The 19,606-nt window shown below is 36.0% G+C and carries 12 protein-coding genes; 9 read left to right on the top strand and 3 right to left on the bottom strand.

Annotated elements, in window-relative coordinates:
• The first annotated feature begins 104 nt into the window (after positions 1–104).
• Positions 105–1,055: a mannose-6-phosphate isomerase, class I gene (manA, locus tag QSJ46_RS02445; RefSeq protein WP_285604230.1), complete on the top strand. Its 951-nt coding sequence runs from the start codon at positions 105–107 to the stop codon at positions 1,053–1,055.
• A gap of 65 nt (positions 1,056–1,120) precedes the next feature.
• On the opposite strand, the gene QSJ46_RS02440 is transcribed toward manA, so the two are convergent.
• Complete coding sequence (locus QSJ46_RS02440) at positions 1,121–4,735, bottom strand: CDP-glycerol glycerophosphotransferase family protein (protein WP_285604229.1); 3,615 nt, start codon at positions 4,733–4,735, stop codon at positions 1,121–1,123.
• A 323-nt stretch (positions 4,736–5,058) separates the two neighbouring features.
• On the opposite strand from QSJ46_RS02440, the gene QSJ46_RS02435 reads away from it, so the two are divergent.
• On the top strand, positions 5,059–7,689 hold the full coding sequence (locus QSJ46_RS02435; protein WP_285604228.1) for a glucosaminidase domain-containing protein: 2,631 nt from the start codon (positions 5,059–5,061) through the stop codon (positions 7,687–7,689).
• Positions 7,690–7,706: 17 nt separating this feature from the next.
• On the opposite strand, the gene QSJ46_RS02430 is transcribed toward QSJ46_RS02435, so the two are convergent.
• Entirely contained in the window at positions 7,707–8,897 is a 1,191-nt protein-coding gene (locus tag QSJ46_RS02430) for a CDP-glycerol glycerophosphotransferase family protein (RefSeq protein WP_285604227.1), read from the bottom strand.
• A gap of 11 nt (positions 8,898–8,908) precedes the next feature.
• Positions 8,909–9,679: a WecB/TagA/CpsF family glycosyltransferase gene (locus QSJ46_RS02425; RefSeq protein ID WP_047201897.1), complete on the bottom strand. Its 771-nt coding sequence runs from the start codon at positions 9,677–9,679 to the stop codon at positions 8,909–8,911.
• A gap of 366 nt (positions 9,680–10,045) precedes the next feature.
• Between QSJ46_RS02425 and tagD the strand changes: the two genes are divergently transcribed.
• The 7 genes from tagD (at position 10,046) to QSJ46_RS02390 (ending at position 19,598) form a co-directional block, all read left to right on the top strand.
• A complete protein-coding gene (tagD, locus tag QSJ46_RS02420) occupies positions 10,046–10,435 on the top strand; it encodes a glycerol-3-phosphate cytidylyltransferase (protein WP_034281137.1) in 390 nt (129 codons plus the stop codon).
• A 95-nt stretch (positions 10,436–10,530) separates the two neighbouring features.
• Complete coding sequence (locus tag QSJ46_RS02415; RefSeq protein ID WP_285604226.1) at positions 10,531–11,997, top strand: alpha-glucosyltransferase N-terminal domain-containing protein; 1,467 nt, start codon at positions 10,531–10,533, stop codon at positions 11,995–11,997.
• Between the two features lie 48 nt (positions 11,998–12,045).
• Positions 12,046–14,316: a CDP-glycerol glycerophosphotransferase family protein gene (locus QSJ46_RS02410; RefSeq protein ID WP_285604225.1), complete on the top strand. Its 2,271-nt coding sequence runs from the start codon at positions 12,046–12,048 to the stop codon at positions 14,314–14,316.
• A 310-nt stretch (positions 14,317–14,626) separates the two neighbouring features.
• Positions 14,627–15,832: a glycosyltransferase family 4 protein gene (locus QSJ46_RS02405; RefSeq protein WP_285604224.1), complete on the top strand. Its 1,206-nt coding sequence runs from the start codon at positions 14,627–14,629 to the stop codon at positions 15,830–15,832.
• Between the two features lie 2 nt (positions 15,833–15,834).
• Positions 15,835–17,130, top strand: a complete 1,296-nt coding sequence (locus tag QSJ46_RS02400; protein WP_285604223.1) for a glycosyltransferase — start codon at positions 15,835–15,837, stop codon at positions 17,128–17,130.
• The gene (locus tag QSJ46_RS02395; protein WP_125585935.1) at positions 17,127–17,429 is read left to right on the top strand and encodes a hypothetical protein; all 303 of its coding nucleotides are present in this window, start codon (positions 17,127–17,129) and stop codon (positions 17,427–17,429) included. Before QSJ46_RS02400 ends, QSJ46_RS02395 begins: the two co-directional genes overlap by 4 nt.
• Before the next feature lie 6 nt (positions 17,430–17,435).
• On the top strand, positions 17,436–19,598 hold the full coding sequence (locus QSJ46_RS02390) for a CgeB family protein (RefSeq protein ID WP_285604222.1): 2,163 nt from the start codon (positions 17,436–17,438) through the stop codon (positions 19,596–19,598).
• Positions 19,599–19,606: the final 8 nt, after the last annotated feature.

The raw sequence follows: 19,606 nt of genomic DNA, 5'->3' as shown, positions 1-19,606 counted from the left end.
TTGACTTCTCTTTAGATAGCGTCATAATAAAAGTTGAGACTTACTAGTTTTCATCAAGCTAGGTAAGGATTATCAAAGGGTAGCAAAGGGAGGAGTCATCCTGAATGAAGCAGTCACCAATTTTTTTACTGCCTGAATTGAAGGAAAGAATATGGGGAGGTACAGCCTTAAGGGATCAATTTGGCTACGATATTCCTTCTGATCAAACGGGAGAATGCTGGGCAATTTCTGCTCATCCAAACGGACCAAGTGTCGTGCAAGACGGTCCATATAAAGGGAAAACGCTGATCGAACTTTGGGACAATCATAGAGAATTGTTCGGGGGGATAGAAGGCGATCGCTTCCCGCTGTTAACCAAAATTTTAGATGCAAACCAAGAATTGTCTGTTCAAGTACATCCAGATGATGATTATGCGGAAAGACATGAAAATGGCGAGCTTGGAAAAACAGAGTGCTGGTATATCATTGACTGCAAAGAAGGAGCGGAAATGATCTATGGGCACAATGCAAGAACAAGAACTGAGCTTGTCACCATGATGAATAGCGGAGATTGGGAAGGTCTTTTGCGACGGGTGAAAATTAAGCCTGGTGATTTTTATTATGTGCCAAGCGGTACCATTCATGCACTTTGCGAAGGAACGCTTGTCCTTGAAACGCAGCAAAGCTCAGATACAACCTATCGCGTATATGATTATGAACGAAAAGACCAGGATGGCAACGAACGTGAACTTCATTTTGCACAAGCAATTGATGTCACGACGGTTCCTCATGTAGACGGTTATGCAGATGAATCAGTTGAAACACGCCGAGGAGTGACCATTCGTACATTTGTCGAAGCAGAATACTTCTCTGTGTATAAATGGGAAATTGATCAAAAAGTAGAGCTTTCGCAGGATTATCCGTTTTTGCTATGCAGTGTGATTAATGGAGAAGGGTCTTTAGAGCATGATGGAAACACATATCCATTGCCAAAGGGCGCTCATTTTATTCTGCCGGCTGAAACAGGAAGCTTCTCAATTGAAGGATCTTGTGAACTGATTGTGTCGCATATATAAAAATGAAAAGACTTTCAAGCATAAATAACAGCTTGAAAGTCTTTTTTATTACAAATATAGAAAGGTTAGTTTAGAACTTTATAAAAAGTGTCCATTGCTTTTTTATTATACTCTTTATAATTGAATGGAGCATAAGAAGTGTGTGTCTGAGAGCTAAAGTTGTTTAAACCTTCTATAAGCCCATCAATACTATTATTGACTAGATCCCCGTATTTACCATTCTCTAAAACAGTCCTATTGGCAACGATATCTGTCGCTAAAATATCCATTCCTAGTGTCATTGCTTCTAAAAGGACCATCGGCTGCCCTTCATAATGTGAAGATAAAACAAAGCAATTACACATTTTTAGGATGGTAAATGGGTTTTCAACTTGGCCTACTAAGAATACATGGTTTTGCAATTCAAATTGTTCTATTAACATTTGAAGGTCATTCTTTAATGGACCGTCACCGAGAATATATAGCCTGCTATTTGCATTTGTTTCGACATGTTGCTTAAACGCAGTGATTAAATTATCTTGCCCTTTCTCTGGCGATAAGCGTCCCATATTAACAAAATTATAGTGATGTTTTGATGGATAAGGAACAAACTCATTTCCTATCTGGAAACCGCGAATTTCGATGATTTCAAGTGTTTTTTTATCTACCCAGCCTATTTTTTCATTATTGAGCTCTATTGCACAGTATGTTGATATAGGTGTGGTGACCTCTTCAGTGACATCAACTTCTTTTTGATTATATAGATAATAATCTTCCACGACTTGAAACCGTGTATTTTCATTTGTTTTATTATAAATTTTAAACTCATTCAAATGAAGCAATGCAGAATAACTCACTTCTTTACGATTTAAAATAGATTGAGGGTCTAATTGTTTAAATGCTTTTACGTTTAACCACCCAATCACTTTTCCATCATAAGAAAATTGATAATAGGTAGATTTGCTGGTTTTATGGCTCTTGATTACAGTTACGATCGCATCTTTATAGAAATCAGCGCTGCAGACTTCAGCATAACCGAAATTTGGATATGCTTTAGACCATACTTTATGATTTTCTGTATGAACAATCTTCATTTGCTTGTTTAAATTTCTTTCTAAAAGTGTTCTATTATTCAAAGAGTGAATAAATTCTTCATGTTTATGGTAATTTTCAGTTAATAATGTGTGCTTTTCTTTTTCGATCAATGCCTGTTTATCTTCAGGGAGGTCACTATTAACTTCGTAATTTTTCAGTATTTTTAGTGCTGAGGAATCTATCCAGCCAATTAGTTGTTTATTAATATAAAATCTGCTATAGACGGAACGTTCAGTTCTAGCTTCTCTATCTATTTCCACCATAATATTCTTATATGGATGGCTAGAAGAAACCTTTTTAATTCCCTTCGTTTTATAGGGTTTTGTCCAAATATCATTGCGCTTAGGAGATGCAATCACTGCTAGCTTATGAACTTCTTCTTCACATATAATGCTATCTGGTAGAATCTTAAACGCTTCTTTATTTAACCATCCCACCACATGATCTTCATAAGTGAATTTATATAAAACTTCGTTTTGTTTTGTTACAGCTTTTCTTGTAATCATGACCACTTTATTTTCAAATTCTTTAGCTGAAAAAGTGGAATAATTACTTTCAACTAATGTAGGGAGTATTTTATCGTGTTTACTGCTTAAAATTTTCGCCCTGGATTTAAAAGGTTTGTTCGATATGATTAGGCTTGTATCTTCTTCTTCACTAGAAGTTAATTCTGTTCCTAAAATTTTGTCTGGGTTAATAGAGTTCATTACATAATCAAATTTACTTTCTTCTGCATATTGAGATAAATTCTGTTTGTTTAACTCCATCGTCCCTTTAGAGACACTCACTAACTTATCGAATTTATGATATATGGTGAATAAACCTCTCAGATTAATTCTATGAGGTTTCTTACCGTTAATCGTCCTTTCGCTATCTGAGAGAAGATCATTATGCATAAAACATATTTTTGTTTTCGCATCTGCAGAAACGAGATATTTAGCCCAGTATAAGCTATAGCCACTAAAATCAATCACATGATCAAAAGTGGATTTTCCGAATAGGCGCTTGAATTCTCTGGAATAAGCTTCTTGTGGATAGAGTCTTTTTTCTAGTTTCCCTTTTGCTCCGCGATTATGAATTAATTTATCTTTATAAACTTCTTGCAGAGTATATACAGGTAAGCCTGGCTTGAAGATAAATCTGACATTTTTATTGACTTTTGCAATATTATTTAATACTTCTTTTGAGTTTGGTGTACTCATATAACAACTCACATCATATTTATCATAATCAATATTTTGAGTTAAGTTAATGAAAGAGGAAGTAATACCATTATTTTTCATACCTCCTGGATATATCAATATCTTTTCTTTCACTTTATTATGAGTATCGATGCAGCGAACGGTTTCAGTCTCATTATTGAAGATAGCCTCAACTACTCTTTCAGTCACTTTACCATCGTCGTACTTTGTGAAGTCATGTTTAAACTGCTCATACTTGGTTTTGAATTCTAAATTTATTTCCTTTATTCGACCAATTGATTCTGCCAAATCTCTTATATTATAGACACGAGGTCCTGGAAGGTTTTCAAGATTAAAATACATTCCCCGTTCTTCGTTATATTCATCTGCGTCCCACATATAAAATAGGACTGGTTTATTTGTAACTAAAAAATCAAAGAATATACTCGAATAGTCAGTGATCAATAAATCGGTCGCACTTAAAAGCACATTTGTATCAATAAAATCCGGTATGAGCCGGCCTTGTAATTCCGTTGATCGACTTGCTTGGTGATAAAGAAATGGATGAAGCTTAAGAAGAATATTAAATTCTTGACCGCATCGTTCTTGTAAGTAATTCAGGTCAGAAGTGATCTGAGTTAAATTATTTTTAACCTTACCAACATTCGTCCCTTTCCATGTCGGTGCATATACAATAGTTTTTTTCTCTAAAGATAGGCTAACTCCAAAAGATTGAAGATTTTTTTTAAATGCGAGAGGATCAGTATTTAATGTTAGATCAATTCTTGGATATCCTTCTTCTATTACTTTCCCTGAAAAAATGTGTTTCAACTTATAACTATTTAAGAACATGCTTGTTGTATGTTCATTTGGGCTAATAAGATAGTCTGAGCTTAAAAAATTTCTTAATACGTTCTGAGAATGTGCAGGATTTCCTGGGATATCAAAGCCCATATACTTTAATGGTGTACCATGCCACGTATTAATATAGACTTGCTCTTCTTTACATATAAAAAAAGGTTGGAAAGTAGAGTTATTGATTAAATATTTTGCAGTGGCTAAATATTTCAAATAATCTTTAGAGTTCCTTTTAACAAAAATCACGTTTTTGTCATCTCTATACTTACTTAAAATTGGTTCTAATGTTTCAAAGTCTTCAATAGACCAAATATGAGTATAGTCTTTAAAATTTGGCTGATGAAGCAAATATTCAAAAATGGCTAAAGGACTATCGGTCATGCTTTTTCCATCTCTAGATTCATAAAGTACGGTTTTATCAACAACATCAAGATGTTGATAATAGTATGCATATAGGTTATTCCTTTGGTGTCTTTTATCTTTAATAAAATTCCTTAAAGGGTCTTTTAGAAAGTTTATTTTCCTTTTTAAAATCTTTTTGTTCCTTTTTATGATCTTGTTATTCATGATTGTGACTCCTTTTAACATTCCTTTTTAAAAAGTCAAAAATTTGTTGTGATATACAGACAAGTGAATTTAAAAATTTCGATAAAAAAATACAAATGATGCTATATGATACCATATCTTTAATGAGAAATTAATATGATACTAAATCTTTAATGGAAATTTAAGATGATGAAATGATATTTAGGTGAAAAATATCCTGAATATGTCATTTTTCATAGAAAGATATAAATATAATGAGTCTTTTGTTGTTAAAATAATTAGGTGATTCTGTCGATAAAGAGATTAGTAGACTATTATGCAAAGTTAAGAGAGGGACAGGGAACATGAAAAAAACCATCAAGATTATGTTACTCGCAGCTGCCTTTGGTATGACATTACACACGGGTAAAGAAGCGCAAGCAGCCTCCTATGTCGACCAATCCATTTATACGATGAACACCACAAAGGTATTTACAACAGAAGCAGAAGTGAAAAAAGCAGTGGAAACACTGAAGAAGGACAAAAAGTGGACAGCCACTTACCAAACCTCAGGAAATACGTCGAGCTATCAGCTCACTGCCTCAGGATATGAGTCACAAGCAGCAGCGAGTGCAAGTGCAGCTGCATTAAAAAAAGAGGTGGGCATGAGCGGTACGGTGTCTCCAGTAGGTGACCGCCTTCCTTTACAAAAGGTCGTATCTGACCCAGTCAATGATGAAAGCCAGGCGAAAAAGCTCTCACTTGAGCTAACAAAAACATCTGGGCTCAATAGCTCCTATGAAGTTATCAATCAAAGCAGGCCTTCTTATCAGGTCATATCAGGAACCATTGATTCTGAAACGAAAGTGAAAAATATTCAAACCGAGTTGCAAAAGCAGGCAGGCGTCACCAGTACATACCAAACCGAAAACAAAGCTGGCACTGTATATCAGCTGATTTCAAGTGGTATTGTTGGACAAAGTAAGGCGAATACCATTCTGCAAGGTTTTCAGAAGGCATCCGGTTTAAAACCAGTGCTTCAAACGGTAACAGCGGGTAAGCCGTATTACATCGTCACATCCGCTGCACAAGCGAACCAGTCGAAAGCACAGACACTCCTTACTCAGCTGCAAAAAGAAGCAAAAATCAGCGGGAAGATTCAAAAGACAGGTGCCTTAAAAAATGTCTACAGCTTGGAATCAGGCTATTTCAAAGACAACAAACAAGCAGCTTCAGCTGCGGCTCAAATTAAGAAGCAAACCGGTGCTGCAGGTACTGTGCAGCGAGTGGGAAAAACAAAAAATTATATCGTAAAGCTCAATCAATTAAACGATACAGCTTACGCAAAAACGATCGCTTTTTTCAAGAAAAAGAAATGGCGCTACACATCTAAAAAGATTTCTTCTACACAGCCATATCAAGTAGTGACGGGGAATCTTTTAGGAGATGATCAAGCGAAAAAAGCAGCGGCTTTCTTCCAAAAGAAAAAAGTATCTGCGACAACGAAAAAAACAGGCAAGGTATCAGACAGCACATATCGACTCGTCGTCAATCAAGCAGTGGACCAAGCGAAAGTGAATAAAGGTGCCGCATACTTAAAAACGCAGAAGGTGACAAGCAGCATCAAGACAAGTAAGGGACAGGCTGTCAGCAAAACATATAGTCTTAAGACAACACCTGTATATGAACAAACTAAAGTGAAGCAGGCTCAAGAGATCATCAAGAAAAATGGCATTGCCAGCAGTACAAAAACGCTGACTGAAGCGGTCAAGCAATACCGTATCACGACAGAGCCGACAGTGAATCAGACAAAACTGAATCAAGCACTCAGCTATTTGACGAAACAAAAAATGAAGGCTGCTGCACAAAAAACAGGCGCAGTCGATTATGCTCAATATCAGATCAAAACAGGTGCCATCTCAACAGCTGCACTGCGTGACCAAGGCATGGCATTTTTCAAAAAACGGAATGAAACCGCTGTGTATACAACAACAACGAAACCAACTTACAAAATCAACATTACGCAGCAATTTACAGGATTACCAACTGTAAATGAAGCCATTGCATTTGTGAAAAGTCAATATGGCTGGACTGCCACAGCCGTAAAAATTAAAAATGGCCCAATGGTCATGCAAACGAACTACAACCTCACTGTCAATGAGATGGTAAACAAACAAATGAAGGTGTCACCACAGACAGATGGTGCGGCCTATGTCTATGCCGCATATGTAGACCAAGCAACATCGACAGTGAATACGGATGGCTTAAATGTCCGTTCTACACCTGATTCGAGCTCTGCAAGCAACATTGTCGCACAGCTGAATAAAGGAGCAAAAGTGAAACAGCTTGGAAAAGAAGGAAACTGGATCAGGATCAACCTCGGCTGGAGAAATGCAAGTGCAGCAGAGGTGCAAAAATATGTAGATCCAGCCAATATTGCAGAAGGTACGCAATCTTATTTTCAATTTCTGAAACTCTCTGAAGCTGCGAATCTCAATCCGGCAGAGGTCAATACAAAGATTTTAGCAGGCAAAGGGATTCTTGCTGGTAAAGGACAAGCCTTTATTACAGCAGCAAAAACGTATCATATCAACGAAATTTATCTTATTTCTCATGCGTTGCTTGAAACGGGTAACGGAAGTTCCATTTTAGCGAATGGTACAATGTTTAATGGAAAGAAAGTATATAACATGTATGGCATTGGCGCATATGACAGCAATCCGAATTATCTCGGTGCAAAGTATGCGTATGAACAGCAATGGTTCACACCAGAGGCTGCGATTATTGGCGGGGCAAAATTCATTGGCAACAGCTACATCAATAATGCGACATACAAACAAGATACGATTTATAAAATGCGCTGGTCTGCTACAGCAACTCATCAATATGCAACAGATATTGGCTGGGCTTCTAAGCAAGTCACTCGTATGTATAGTTTGTATAACCTGCTTGATGACTATACGCTTTATTACGATATCCCGGTGTATAACAAATAAAAAAACGTCCGTGCTTCCTATTGAGAAGCCGGACGTTTTTTTTGTAAGAGCAGCTGCTGTTCAATGAATGAAAGGAGCTGCTGACTTGATTGTCCCTTTGAATATTGGTTCCATTCCTCAGCAAAGGTTTTGATTCGCTCTCTATTGGTTGATACGTTTAGGTGTAAAAGCTCCTGCAAGAGCATGTCTTGAGTGACGCAAGCCTTTCCAGGAATGATGTCTTCATACCGATCAACTAAGCCGCGTTTCTTCCGGTAAGTGTCTAAGTCATAAGTGAAGAACAAGACAGGCTTTTCGAGCAGTGCATACTCAAACACAATCGACGAATAATCTGTCACTAGGACATCACAAGCACAAAGTAATGGATAGAGCGGCTGATCGGACACATCAAATATCCATTCACCGTCTGTTTCTGCTTTTGCTAAATGTTTGACTGCAGGATGAAGCTTGACGAGCAGAATATAATCGCCATTCAGCTCAGTTTGTAATTGCTCTTTTGAAAAAGGCAGGACAAGGCTGTCCATTGCAAAGTCTCTATAGGTAGGTGTATAGAGCAGGATCTTTTTCCCTTTTGGGATATCATTCAGCTTTAAGGAAGGCTGATGCTGTTCATAGTACAGATCCGTCAGTGGTACACCAGTTGATAAAAAGCGTTCATCATTGGCCCCAAACGAGGTCTTGAAAATTTCACGCATGTGATCTGAGCCTGTCACGATGTAATCAAAAGAAGCATAGACGCGTTTGAAGCGTTTGATGTCACGGGGACTTCGTTCGGAATTTGAAGCATCTTCAAGTCCGAACTTTTTCAAAGCCCCATTGGCATGCCATACTTGAATACAGGTGGTAGAAGGCCGTTTTCTAAGCACACTCGTCATGAGAAAGTAATTATCCGTCACGACAACCTTGCTTTTAAACATCGTATACATACATTGAATGAGATGGAGAGGATTTTTTTCATGAAAATAGCGAAATGACAGATGAGGCCCGTCCTTTTCTATAGCAGAAGCATGCTTCGTATAGAGGACAGTAAGCTTCATTGTCATGTTCGCCTGTTGTTGATAAGTATGAATGAGAGCAGCCGCATTCTCTTGGAACGAAACAAGCAGCGTCACCTGGTTTTCACGCGGTTTCACGCCGCTCATCAGCCATCCAATGAAAGAAATAAAAGCTGCGTAACATGAAATCATCATTGAGCGTATATTCATCATTTGTCAGTCTCTCACAGCTGCTTCGTCTGATCCTTTACCTGCTCAGGATAGTAACGTTTTTTTCCTTTGCTTTCCTTCAATACGGCAAAAGCGTACTTAGGAATATTCAGCATTCGTTTCCATCTCCATGGATTCACAATCAATCTGTACAGCCATTCTGTATTTGTCTTAATCATCCAGCGTGGTGCACGCTTCACCGTTCCGCTAAATACATCAAAGCTTCCGCCTAAACCGATGCAAACAGCCTGCGGGAATAAATGGCGGTATTCGTAAATAAAGTTCTCTTGGTTTGGATAACCTAATGCAACGAACACCATATCCGGTTTCGAGCGCGCGATTTGCTTCGCTACGAAACGTTTATCTGCTTGATAGCCGTCACAGCTTCCGGCAAGGACCACATTTGGATATTCCGTATCAATTCGCTGTTTCACAGCCTCAAGCACTTCTTTTTTCGCACCATATAAAAAGATTCTTTTAGACTGCTTGTTTGCTAGATCAAGCATAGACATGAAGACATCAAAGCCGGCAATTCTTGACTTAAGCGGACTTTGGGTCATGCGAGACATCAATACGACGCCTACGCCATCCGGCAGTACATAATCCGCAGATGAGACGACTTGATGGTACGCATGATCCTTCATGACGGCATAGCCTATCTCTGGATTGACAGTCGCAATCATGGCGCCTCTTCTCTGAGAAACATGATGCTGGTTCATATAGCTGATAAATTCATCTAAGTCGCCGTTTACATAAGAAAGGTTAGAGACCACTTCTGTTTGCATTGTTTAGACCTCCTTTTTAACTTGTTATCTATGAACGTTCATTGTAAATTCATTCTTCGCCTACTCATCATTTTATCACAGATGCTCCATGAAATATTAACAATAACTTTACAAACCTTTAAATTTCATGACATTTTCATCAATTCAAATGGACGATACTCTGTGAAACATTGATTCTTCGGACTTTCCCTTCTGTGCCCAATAAATTGGAAATAGTTTGTCTTTACATTTTCTTAACCTTTCATAGGCGTTGTGATATAATGAACTTCCGAAGAGCGAAAAAATGATCGATGATAATAGGATTACGGATAACATTACTGCTTGAAGCAGACGAATAAGGATGAAAGAAAGGAGTTTATGTTTGCAATGAAGAAAGTTATTACTTACGGTACATTTGATTTATTACACTGGGGGCACATTAAGCTGCTAGAACGTGCAAAGCAGCTCGGAGATTACTTAGTGGTGGCCATCTCTACAGACGAGTTTAATTTACAAAAATCAAAAAAAGCTTATCACAGTTACGAGCATAGAAAGCTGATTCTTGAAACCATTCGTTATGTAGACGAAGTTATTCCAGAAAACAGCTGGGATCAAAAAGTCCATGATGTGCAAGAGCATGATATTGATGTGTTTGTGATGGGAGATGACTGGGAAGGCAAGTTCGATTTCTTAAAAGAACATTGCGAAGTCGTTTACTTGAAGAGAACCGAAGGCATCTCGACAACCCAAATTAAAGAAGAAATTGCTGGACTTTAATAGATCAAAAAAGTACTTCTTATCTTTTGGTAAGAAGTACTTTTTCATGTAAAATACAATGAGTAAGTCAACAATATTATGAAGGAGAGCTTCCTTTGTTTCAAAATTGGATGAAGAAAAAAGTTGAAGACACATTTGATCAACCTGAACAACATGAAACAATGGCCTCAGTGGACATGCCTGATATGGACTACTACTTTATTATGGGCGATGTACCAAAACAGGATGAGAGCTTAACGAAGTCTTTAAAGGCAAGGATAAAACCATTAGTTGATCCACATAAACGTACTGCAATTTTAACTTTGAATTATGATGTAAATATGAAGGAACGTATTCACAGCATGGAAGAGATCTTTTCTCCTGAGGTTGACATCTTGAATGTGTATGAACACTATATTCTACTGGAAAGTGGTAGTAAAAGACGTTACTCGGAATTTATTGTTGGTGAATCATCGCATTCGATCAATGAAGCAGTGATTCCAGCAGATGAATCCATGATTCAGGTGACGAGATATGAATTGCCTTCTTCCCCTATTTGCTATATTGATCAATATAACGAAGAACAGCAATTAGTGAAGAGGGAAGAATACAATTGGCAGGGCGTTTTGTGCAGAGTACAAAGCTTTGTTCCCCATACAGGTGCTCTATACTTAGAAGAATTGATCAATGACGATGGCAGTATTTATATGGAGTTCATCTACCATGGAGATGTAAAAAAGAATACAGTTCGACATATTAATTGGTATAAAAAAACAGGAATTCAAACATTTACAAAGAAGACGGATATTAAACAATTATGGCTATCCAGCATTCAATCCCAAAATGACCGTTTGAAATTGATGATCACAGAAGACCGGGATCAAGACCGCCACTTGTTTAAAATTGAGCAGTCTGAAACAACTTATTATGCTGCATTTGTGCATGACGCACATTATGAGGAAGAGCAGCATCAGCTGAAACCCCAATATGAGGAATTGTTTAAACAAATAAGAAAACAGCAAATGGATGCCGTGTTCTTTGGAGATACTAAGCATAAAGAAGATGTCGAGAAGGTTTTAGGAGAACAAGCCTATTTTTATATTATACCTTCTGATAAAATGTCGGTTTGGAATACAGCACTTCATCATATGCTCGAAAATCGTGAGCGTAAAGATGAACTAAGAAGGATTGTGGATTGTACAAAATGGATCTTGCGTGATCTGAGCTCTGAGAACCATGTTCTTCATCTTCAGCTTGAGTTAAAAGGTGAAATGAGTCATGCGGATCATGTGCAAATCGATTTTGCAGGATATGATCGAATGAATGGAGCTGAAATCATTTCTCAAACAATCGATGAAAACCTTGTAGTCAGCTTCCCAATTGGCCATTTTCAAACAAAGAACAACATTGAAATTAACCAAACGAAATATGTTGATTTTTACATCCGGTTTAAGACAGAAGATAGGCAAGAAGTCCTGCATCGCCTAGAAGTAGATAAGGAGCTGCTCACCAACAAACCTTCATCGCTAGATGGGTGGTCGTATCAAACGAAACAAGGAAACTACTCTTGGAAAGTGAAGTAGCGATACACTAAACAATAAGATTTCTGAAACAGAGGAGATTAACGATTAATGATTGAAGAGGGAATTCATAAGAAGAAGAGTGTCGTTGAAGGGTTAAAAAATCACCATGAGAAACTAGAAATGCTGATTCGCATCCATGATGACATGCCATTAACAGATAGAGAATTTTATTTGTTTATGAGGGAGAGAGTATCAAAACAAGAACTTTTCCTTCCGCTTGTTCATCAAGAAGAGAATCTATTCAAATTGGTATTGAGTGAATCATCGCTGCCGCTTGCGTTAGAACAAGGCCAAACATATAACTTGTATGTCACGGACTATTTAAGCACAAACAAAGAAGAGGATGAGGACGAACTTGAGGACTCAGCTTATGATTCTGATACCGAAGAAGAGGAAGAAGAAGTAAAAGAAGCAGATATCATTACAGATATTGAATCTGAAGAGAAAACGTCAAACTATAAACGCCGTTTAAAAATGGAAATAGAAAAGCCTGAGCTGACTTTTTTAGAAAATAAAGACGCCATGCTGTATATCATTCCATACCGCACAGACAAAGGGAATGCTTCTTTGAAAATTAAGCGTGAGCTAAAGGTTGTGAAATTCAATCATATCGAGCTCAACAAAGGATGTATGTTATCTTTATCCGGGTATGCAGGTGTTCTAAGTGCAGAACATCCATATGAGATCAAAGAAGCAAAACTTCTATTGAAGAAAAATGGTGAAGAACCAATTGAACATCGTTTTCCGGTCAATATCACCCATATAAAAGATGAAGTGATCGAATACCGTGATGATCAACATGTACCACAGCTTTATCAATTTTTAGCAGAAGTTCCTTTAGAGGAATTGACCTATTCCTTGAACAGACGCCTTGTATATCGCTTCTATCTTGAATTTATCTGTGATGTGAACGGAGTAGAGGAAACATTAACAACCACTTCTTTAGTGCTTGGAGACCGTTCGAACAAACTCAAAGGACTTGTTCAAATTCATAAACGAAACGATGTACCAATTCGATATGAAGTGTACCGAAAGAAAAAAAGACAAACGCTTGGCATCCGTATTAATGATTACACCATGAAAACACGTGCCAAATATTACGTCAAAAGCAAGTGGAAGAAATTCAAAAAGAAGATCAGTAAAATCAAAAAAGTCCGTAACCGCCTTGTGACAAGAACGTTTAAAACGACTTTTAAACTGGCGAGTAAGCTGTCTGTGAAAAAGAAAACCGTTGTTTTTGAAAGCTTTAACGGAAAACAATTCAGCTGTAATCCGCGTGGTATTTATGAGTATATGAAAGAAAATCACCCTGAATATACGTTGATCTGGAGCGTTAAAAAGGGTCATGAAGCACCGTTTAAGGAAAAAGGCATCTATTATATCAATCGTCTGTCATTGAAATGGATTTTTGCGATGGCAAGAGCCGAGTATTGGGTCGTAAACAGCCGTCTGCCGCTATGGGTTCCAAAGCCAGATCACACAACATACTTGCAGACTTGGCATGGTACGCCGTTAAAACGACTGGCAATGGACATGGACGAGGTGCATATGCCTGGAACAAACACGAAGAAATACAAAAAGAATTTCACGAAAGAAGCATCGAATTGGGATTATCTCATCTCTCCTAATGCCTACTCGACTGAAATCTTTACACGTGCATTCCAATTTCAAAAGACGATGATTGAGTCAGGATATCCGAGAAATGACTTCCTTCACAATCAAAACAATGAAGAAACAATGAGAGCACTGAAACAAAAAATGAACCTGCCGCTCGATAAAAAATTGATCTTATACGCGCCGACATGGAGAGACGATCAATTTTATAAAAAAGGGCAGTACAAATTTGATTTAGACCTTGATCTGCATGAGCTGAGAGCTGCAATTGGAGATGAATATATCATCATTCTGCGTATGCACTATCTAGTTGCTGAAAACTTTGATTTAGGGCCATATGAAGGCTTTGCCTATGACTTCTCTCATTACGAAGACATTAGAGACCTTTATATGATTTCAGATCTGCTCATCACAGATTACTCATCTGTGTTCTTTGATTATGCAAACCTCAAACGCCCGATGCTGTTCTATGTGCCAGACATTGAAACCTATCGAGACAAGCTCAGAGGCTTTTACTTCGACTTTGAACAAGAAGCACCTGGACCGCTTGTGAAAGAGACAGCAAGTGTCATTCACTGGGTGAGGGAAACAGAACAGTCGACCTTTACACTACCAGAATCATTTGCACCGTTTTATGAGAAATTCTGTTACTTAGAGAGCGGGGAGTCATCGAAGCGGGTTGTGGAGACTGTTTTTAATTATTAAATATGATATTGAAGGCATAAATCACTTTATACACATTTATTGTGTATTTTGACTGATTTATGCTTTTTTCTTTGAGTGAAACACCAACCTTGAACCCATTTTCTTTCTTAATTGTATTCAAAGTTTACGAGAAAAAAGAATTATTTTTATCGATTTTTATTTGCAATTGGTTAGAATATTAGGCTTAAGTATTGAAAAAATTGTTGTTTTTACACAAGTGAAAACCTATAATTGTATGTATAATAGAGAAATTGTTAAAATATGAATCTGTTTCTAAAATTGTCGTCAATTGAAAGTGAAGGGGATCATTTTGTCCAAAAAAATTTTGCTTATCACTCAAAACTTTTATCCTGAAATTGGTAGTGCTGGTAATAGGCTTAAAAATATATATTTAATGCTCCAGAGAAAAGGTTATGATGTTAGAGTTTTAACAACTCACCCAAGTTATCCTGAAAAGGACTTCTATCATAATGATAAGTTTTGGGATGAGGAAGAATTAAATAGTGAAGATAAGAGAATTATAAGAGTTGCAGTGAAAAATAAGAAATATGCATTTAGTTTTATAAATAGACTTATTTATTATCTAGAAATCATGTCGAGAATGATCATATTTATTTTTAGAGATAAAAATAAATATGATCTAATTTATGTTACAACTCCACCAATATTTGTCGCATTTTCGGGAGTAATTGCAAAACACAAATATAAGTCAAAAATGATTTTAGATATAAGGGATTTGTGGCCAGACTCATTAAAGGGTGTGGGTGTATTTAAACATTCTTTAATTATTTGGTTTTTCAAAAGAGTTGAAAAATATATTTATAAAAAATCTGATCACATCGTAATAAATAGCAAAGGATTCCAAAATCATTTGTTGGATCAAAAAGAGAAAATAACATTCATTCCAAATTCAGCAAGAAAAGAAGAGTTACCTAACGATGATAAGAAAACAACAGAACAATTTACGGTTGTTTTTGCTGGTAATTTAGGGTTAGCCCAAGATATAAACGTCTTTGAGAATATTATAGATAAACTTAAAGATCATGATATTAAAGTGATAATAATCGGTTATGGGGTTAATAAACAAAAACTTGAGAAATCTATAGCTGAAAAAAAATTTCAACATGTTGAATTCATTATACCAGTGTCAAGAAAAGAATGCCTGGAAATAATGGCACAATGTGATGTTGGTATAGCAACTCTTAATCACTCGGTTATCTTTGAGACAGTGCTCCCTGGGCGTATTATAGACTATTTAAGTTGTAAGTTACCTGTAGTTGCATCGGTCTCAGGTTATTCAAAAGAGTTAATTGAGCGAGAAGAAGTTGGATTAATCGCAAGTACGAAAACTAGTAATGAAATGGTTTCTCATATTCTTCATTTATATAAAAATCCTAAACTAGTTGAATCAATGAAACGTAATTGTGGCACGTTTATTGAAAAAAACTTTTTGTGGGATAATAATATACTGATATTAGATGAATTAATAAAAAATATAATAAAAAAGGTTAATTAGTCATGAAAAAAAATATATGTATGTATGTTTGGAACCACTTTACAAATGATGCTAGAGTAATGAGAGAATGCACAGCATTGTCAGAAAAAGGATACACTGTAGACTTAATTTGTATCCATGATCCGTCAATGAAAGATTTAAAGAGATATGAAGAAATGAATGACGGGTTTCATGTTTATCGAGTGAAAAGATTCCCACAATGGTTAGTATTATTTCAGACCATAATTAAATTGTTGAAAAGTAAAAAATATCTTTTGTTTTTTATTTTTTTAATTTGGATTTTGAGCGTATATTACCAGCCGTTATACACGAGTATAGTTACAATTTTCTTAATACTTTTATTAAAAACGAAAATAAAAACTTTAATTATTCGAGGAAACATTTTATGCAGAATGATATTGAAGGGTTTTAATAATAAATATGATTTTTATCATTCTAATGATTTGAATACATTACTGCAAGGAGTTATATGCTCTAAGTTTAGACTAAATAAGAAAAAACTAATCTATGATTCACATGAAGTTCAAACTAGTCGTACAGGATATGATAGTAAATTCTACGGAGTGATGGAAAGTTTTCTTTTAAGATTTGTTGATCAAATGATTGTAGAAAATCATACAAGAGCAGAATATAATAAAAATCTTTATGGATTTTACCCTAAGGTAGTTCACAACTACCCGTTTGTTCAAAATAAATCATTAGATCAAGTTAATTTACACAAAATTTTAGGAATTTCAGCAAAAGAAAAAATATTGTTGTATCAAGGAGGAATTCAAACCGGCAGAGGTTTAGAAAATTTAGTGAAAGCTGCTCCATATTTTACAGAAGGGATTTTGGTTTTTATTGGAGATGGGCGTATTAAAAATGAACTTATTCAATTGACTGAAGAAATGGATCTTTCTCATAAAGTTAAGTTCCTTTCAAAGGTTCCTTTAGCAGACCTCCCTAAATATACAAAGAATGCATATTTAGGTTTTCAAGTTCTTAATAATGTCTGTTTTAATCATTATTCAGCGTCTTCAAATAAATTATTTGAGTATCTAATGAGCGGAGTACCAGTAGTTGCTTGTAATTTTCCAGAGATAAAGAAAGTAGTTGAAGGTAACAACGTAGGAATGTGTATTGATTCTCATGATCATGAGGAAATTGCTAAAGCAGTAAATTATATGATTGAGCACCCTGAGAAAACTGCTGAATTTAGTAAAAATGCTTCTGAAGCTAGCAATCAGTATAACTGGGAAAACGAAAAGGAAAACTTCACGCGCATCTACGAATCATTAGGAGGAGAAACTGCTTGAAAAATGAAATTGACTACAGAGCAAAAAGTGTCGAATTAGAAAGAGAGTTAGTTAGTTTGAAGAAAAGGATGCTTCAATATATAGCTGTCATGAAAGAGATAAACAGTGAAGCGTTGTCCCGTGACAAAATAGATGTTTTTAATGGTATAGAAAAAGACCAGTTACTCTCTAAGTTACGCAGGGTAGAAAAGCAATTAGAAGTTACCGAACGCAAACTCTCTGCTTTGCAAAATTCAACATTAGGTAAATTGACGTTAAAGTATTGGAATTTACGTAAACGGTTGAGAAGAGGGGTATAAAAGGAAATGAAATTATTAGAACTACAGAAGGAGCTCAAAAGCTTCGAAACACAGTTAAAAAGAGAGCTGAAGCCAGAAGTTGTTGAAGATGATGAGCTAGTTAATGCGAGTCTCTGGTTTACTAATAATGATTCTTCTGCTGAAACATTTAATCAAGGTGAAAAATTTATCATTGCAACAAATCAAAAAGAGAAGACTTATCTTTCATTTAAAGAGAAGAATAATAGTTTCAAGATACTTCCTCAACAAGAAATACGGATATATCCAGAGGAAAGAATCAGTGTTGATTTTAGGATCAAGACATATGGAGATATCAGTGTTTATTTAATAGCGATTGAATATGATGAAAGTAAGAAACTAGGTACTGAAGTAGTGAGACCTAATCAATTGAAAGAATTTATCACCTCAAAAAACTCGAGGAATCTGAGAATCGCTTTAAAAATTTCAGGAGAAGGTTTTATCGTTGTTGAAAGCATGAGAATTACTAGAAACCTTGATTTTGATGCCTCATCTTTTTCGAGAATGGACTTTTTCCAACATCATACTCCTCGCCATGTTTCAAAACCTCTTAAAGAATTTAAGGTGGCATGTATTTTTGATGAATTCAGCATGACTTGTTTTAAAGAACAAGTGAAGCTCATTCCCTTTACAAAAGATAATTGGAAAGAAGTATTGACACAAACTCCGCCGGATGTACTCATCGTTGAATCTGCATGGAAAGGTAATTTTGGTTCATGGGAGTATATGATTGGAAAATATAATAATCAAGACCAAAGCGAACTTATTGCGCTAGTTGAATGGTGTAAAAAAAGGGGGATTCCAACTGCATTTTGGAACAAGGAGGACCCGATTCACTTTGAAAAATTCATTCATTCAGCACAACTTTTTGATTATGTATTTACAACTGATCAAAATATGATAAGTGAATACGTAAAGGTTCTTGGAAGACCTACAGTGTATGCTTTACCTTTCTCAGCAGAGCCTAAACTGCATAACCCTATTCAATTAAAGGAGAATAGAATAGATAAGATTTGCTTTGCTGGTTCTTATTATGCAAACAGACATGAAGATAGAAAGAGAGACATGGAGAAAGTCCTGGATATTGCTGCTGAATTCGGTTTGGACATCTATGATCGAAACTATACCTTAAATCAAAAAAAAGATGGAGATTTTAGTTTCCCTGAAAGGTTTCAACAAAGTATTAAAGGGAGCTTGAAATATGATGAAATAGCAAAGGCTAATAAAGGCTACAAGGTAATGTTAAATGTCAATAGTGTCAAAAATTCACCAACCATGTTTTCAAGGAGAGTATTCGAGGGGTTGGCCAGCGGGACCCCTATATTAAGCAGTTATTCAGAAGGTATTAAAAGAATCTTTAAAGATATTGTTATGATATCAGAAGATGAGGAGACATTAAGGCAACATTTGAAATCAGTGTTTAAAGACGAAACCTTCTATAGAAGCAAATCAATGGAAGGGATTAGGGAAGTACACTTGAATCATACCTACAAACATAGGCTTACTTATATGTTAGAAAAATTTGGATTTGATCTGAAAGAGGAAGAGAAGACTGTTGCAGTTATTTCAGTTGTCCGCTCCAAGGAAGAAGCATATCAAGTGATTAATCTGTTCAGAAAACAATCTTATGAAAATAAGAAACTCATCTTGCTATTGGATTTGTTCGATGGATATATTGATATATTAAATCAATTTAATAATGTTAACGTCACTGCTTATGTTCTCTCGTACATGGATCATTATGACCGAATCGAGCACCTTGTTGATTCAGACTATGTCTCATATTTCTCACCTAATCATTTTTATGGGGAAAATTATTTGCTAGATCTATTGATTGCAACAGAATATAGTCAAGCTGAAATCATAGGGAAAGCAAATCATTTTGTTGGTGATGAAGGCCAAATTCATGAAGTAGGGCAGGGCGCAGAGTATGTGTATGTCAGCGACTTGAATATCCATAACTCTTTACTTCATAGACGAGTCTTTAAAGGAGTAGAACTAGTGAAAGTTATTTCAGATTTTGAAAACAATATCTCTTTGTACTCGTACTTCAAGCAGGGGTATAGGCTTTTCAGTTCTGATAAGTTCAACTTTGTAAAAAATCCTTCTTCAAATTCAACTGAAAAAATTGAGAATACTATAGAAATTTAGGTGGTTAG

Origin of the sequence: Bacillus sp. YKCMOAS1 (assembly GCF_030268125.1) — a bacterium.
GTDB lineage: Bacteria > Bacillota > Bacilli > Bacillales > Bacillaceae > Bacillus > Bacillus safensis.
Note: the sequence above shows the minus strand (reverse complement) of the source record. Positions and strands in the feature narration are given on the sequence as shown.

What these genes read in the sequence shown, in the direction of transcription:
- manA (WP_285604230.1), top strand. Translation starts at nt 105, where the DNA reads ATGAAGCAGTCACCAATTTTTTTACTGCCTGAATTGAAGGAAAGAATA.
- QSJ46_RS02440 (WP_285604229.1), bottom strand. Translation starts at nt 4,735, where the DNA reads ATGAATAACAAGATCATAAAAAGGAACAAAAAGATTTTAAAAAGGAAA.
- QSJ46_RS02435 (WP_285604228.1), top strand. Translation starts at nt 5,059, where the DNA reads ATGAAAAAAACCATCAAGATTATGTTACTCGCAGCTGCCTTTGGTATG.
- QSJ46_RS02430 (WP_285604227.1), bottom strand. Translation starts at nt 8,897, where the DNA reads ATGATGAATATACGCTCAATGATGATTTCATGTTACGCAGCTTTTATT.
- QSJ46_RS02425 (WP_047201897.1), bottom strand. Translation starts at nt 9,679, where the DNA reads ATGCAAACAGAAGTGGTCTCTAACCTTTCTTATGTAAACGGCGACTTA.
- tagD (WP_034281137.1), top strand. Translation starts at nt 10,046, where the DNA reads ATGAAGAAAGTTATTACTTACGGTACATTTGATTTATTACACTGGGGG.
- QSJ46_RS02410 (WP_285604225.1), top strand. Translation starts at nt 12,046, where the DNA reads ATGATTGAAGAGGGAATTCATAAGAAGAAGAGTGTCGTTGAAGGGTTA.
- QSJ46_RS02400 (WP_285604223.1), top strand. Translation starts at nt 15,835, where the DNA reads ATGAAAAAAAATATATGTATGTATGTTTGGAACCACTTTACAAATGAT.
- QSJ46_RS02390 (WP_285604222.1), top strand. Translation starts at nt 17,436, where the DNA reads ATGAAATTATTAGAACTACAGAAGGAGCTCAAAAGCTTCGAAACACAG.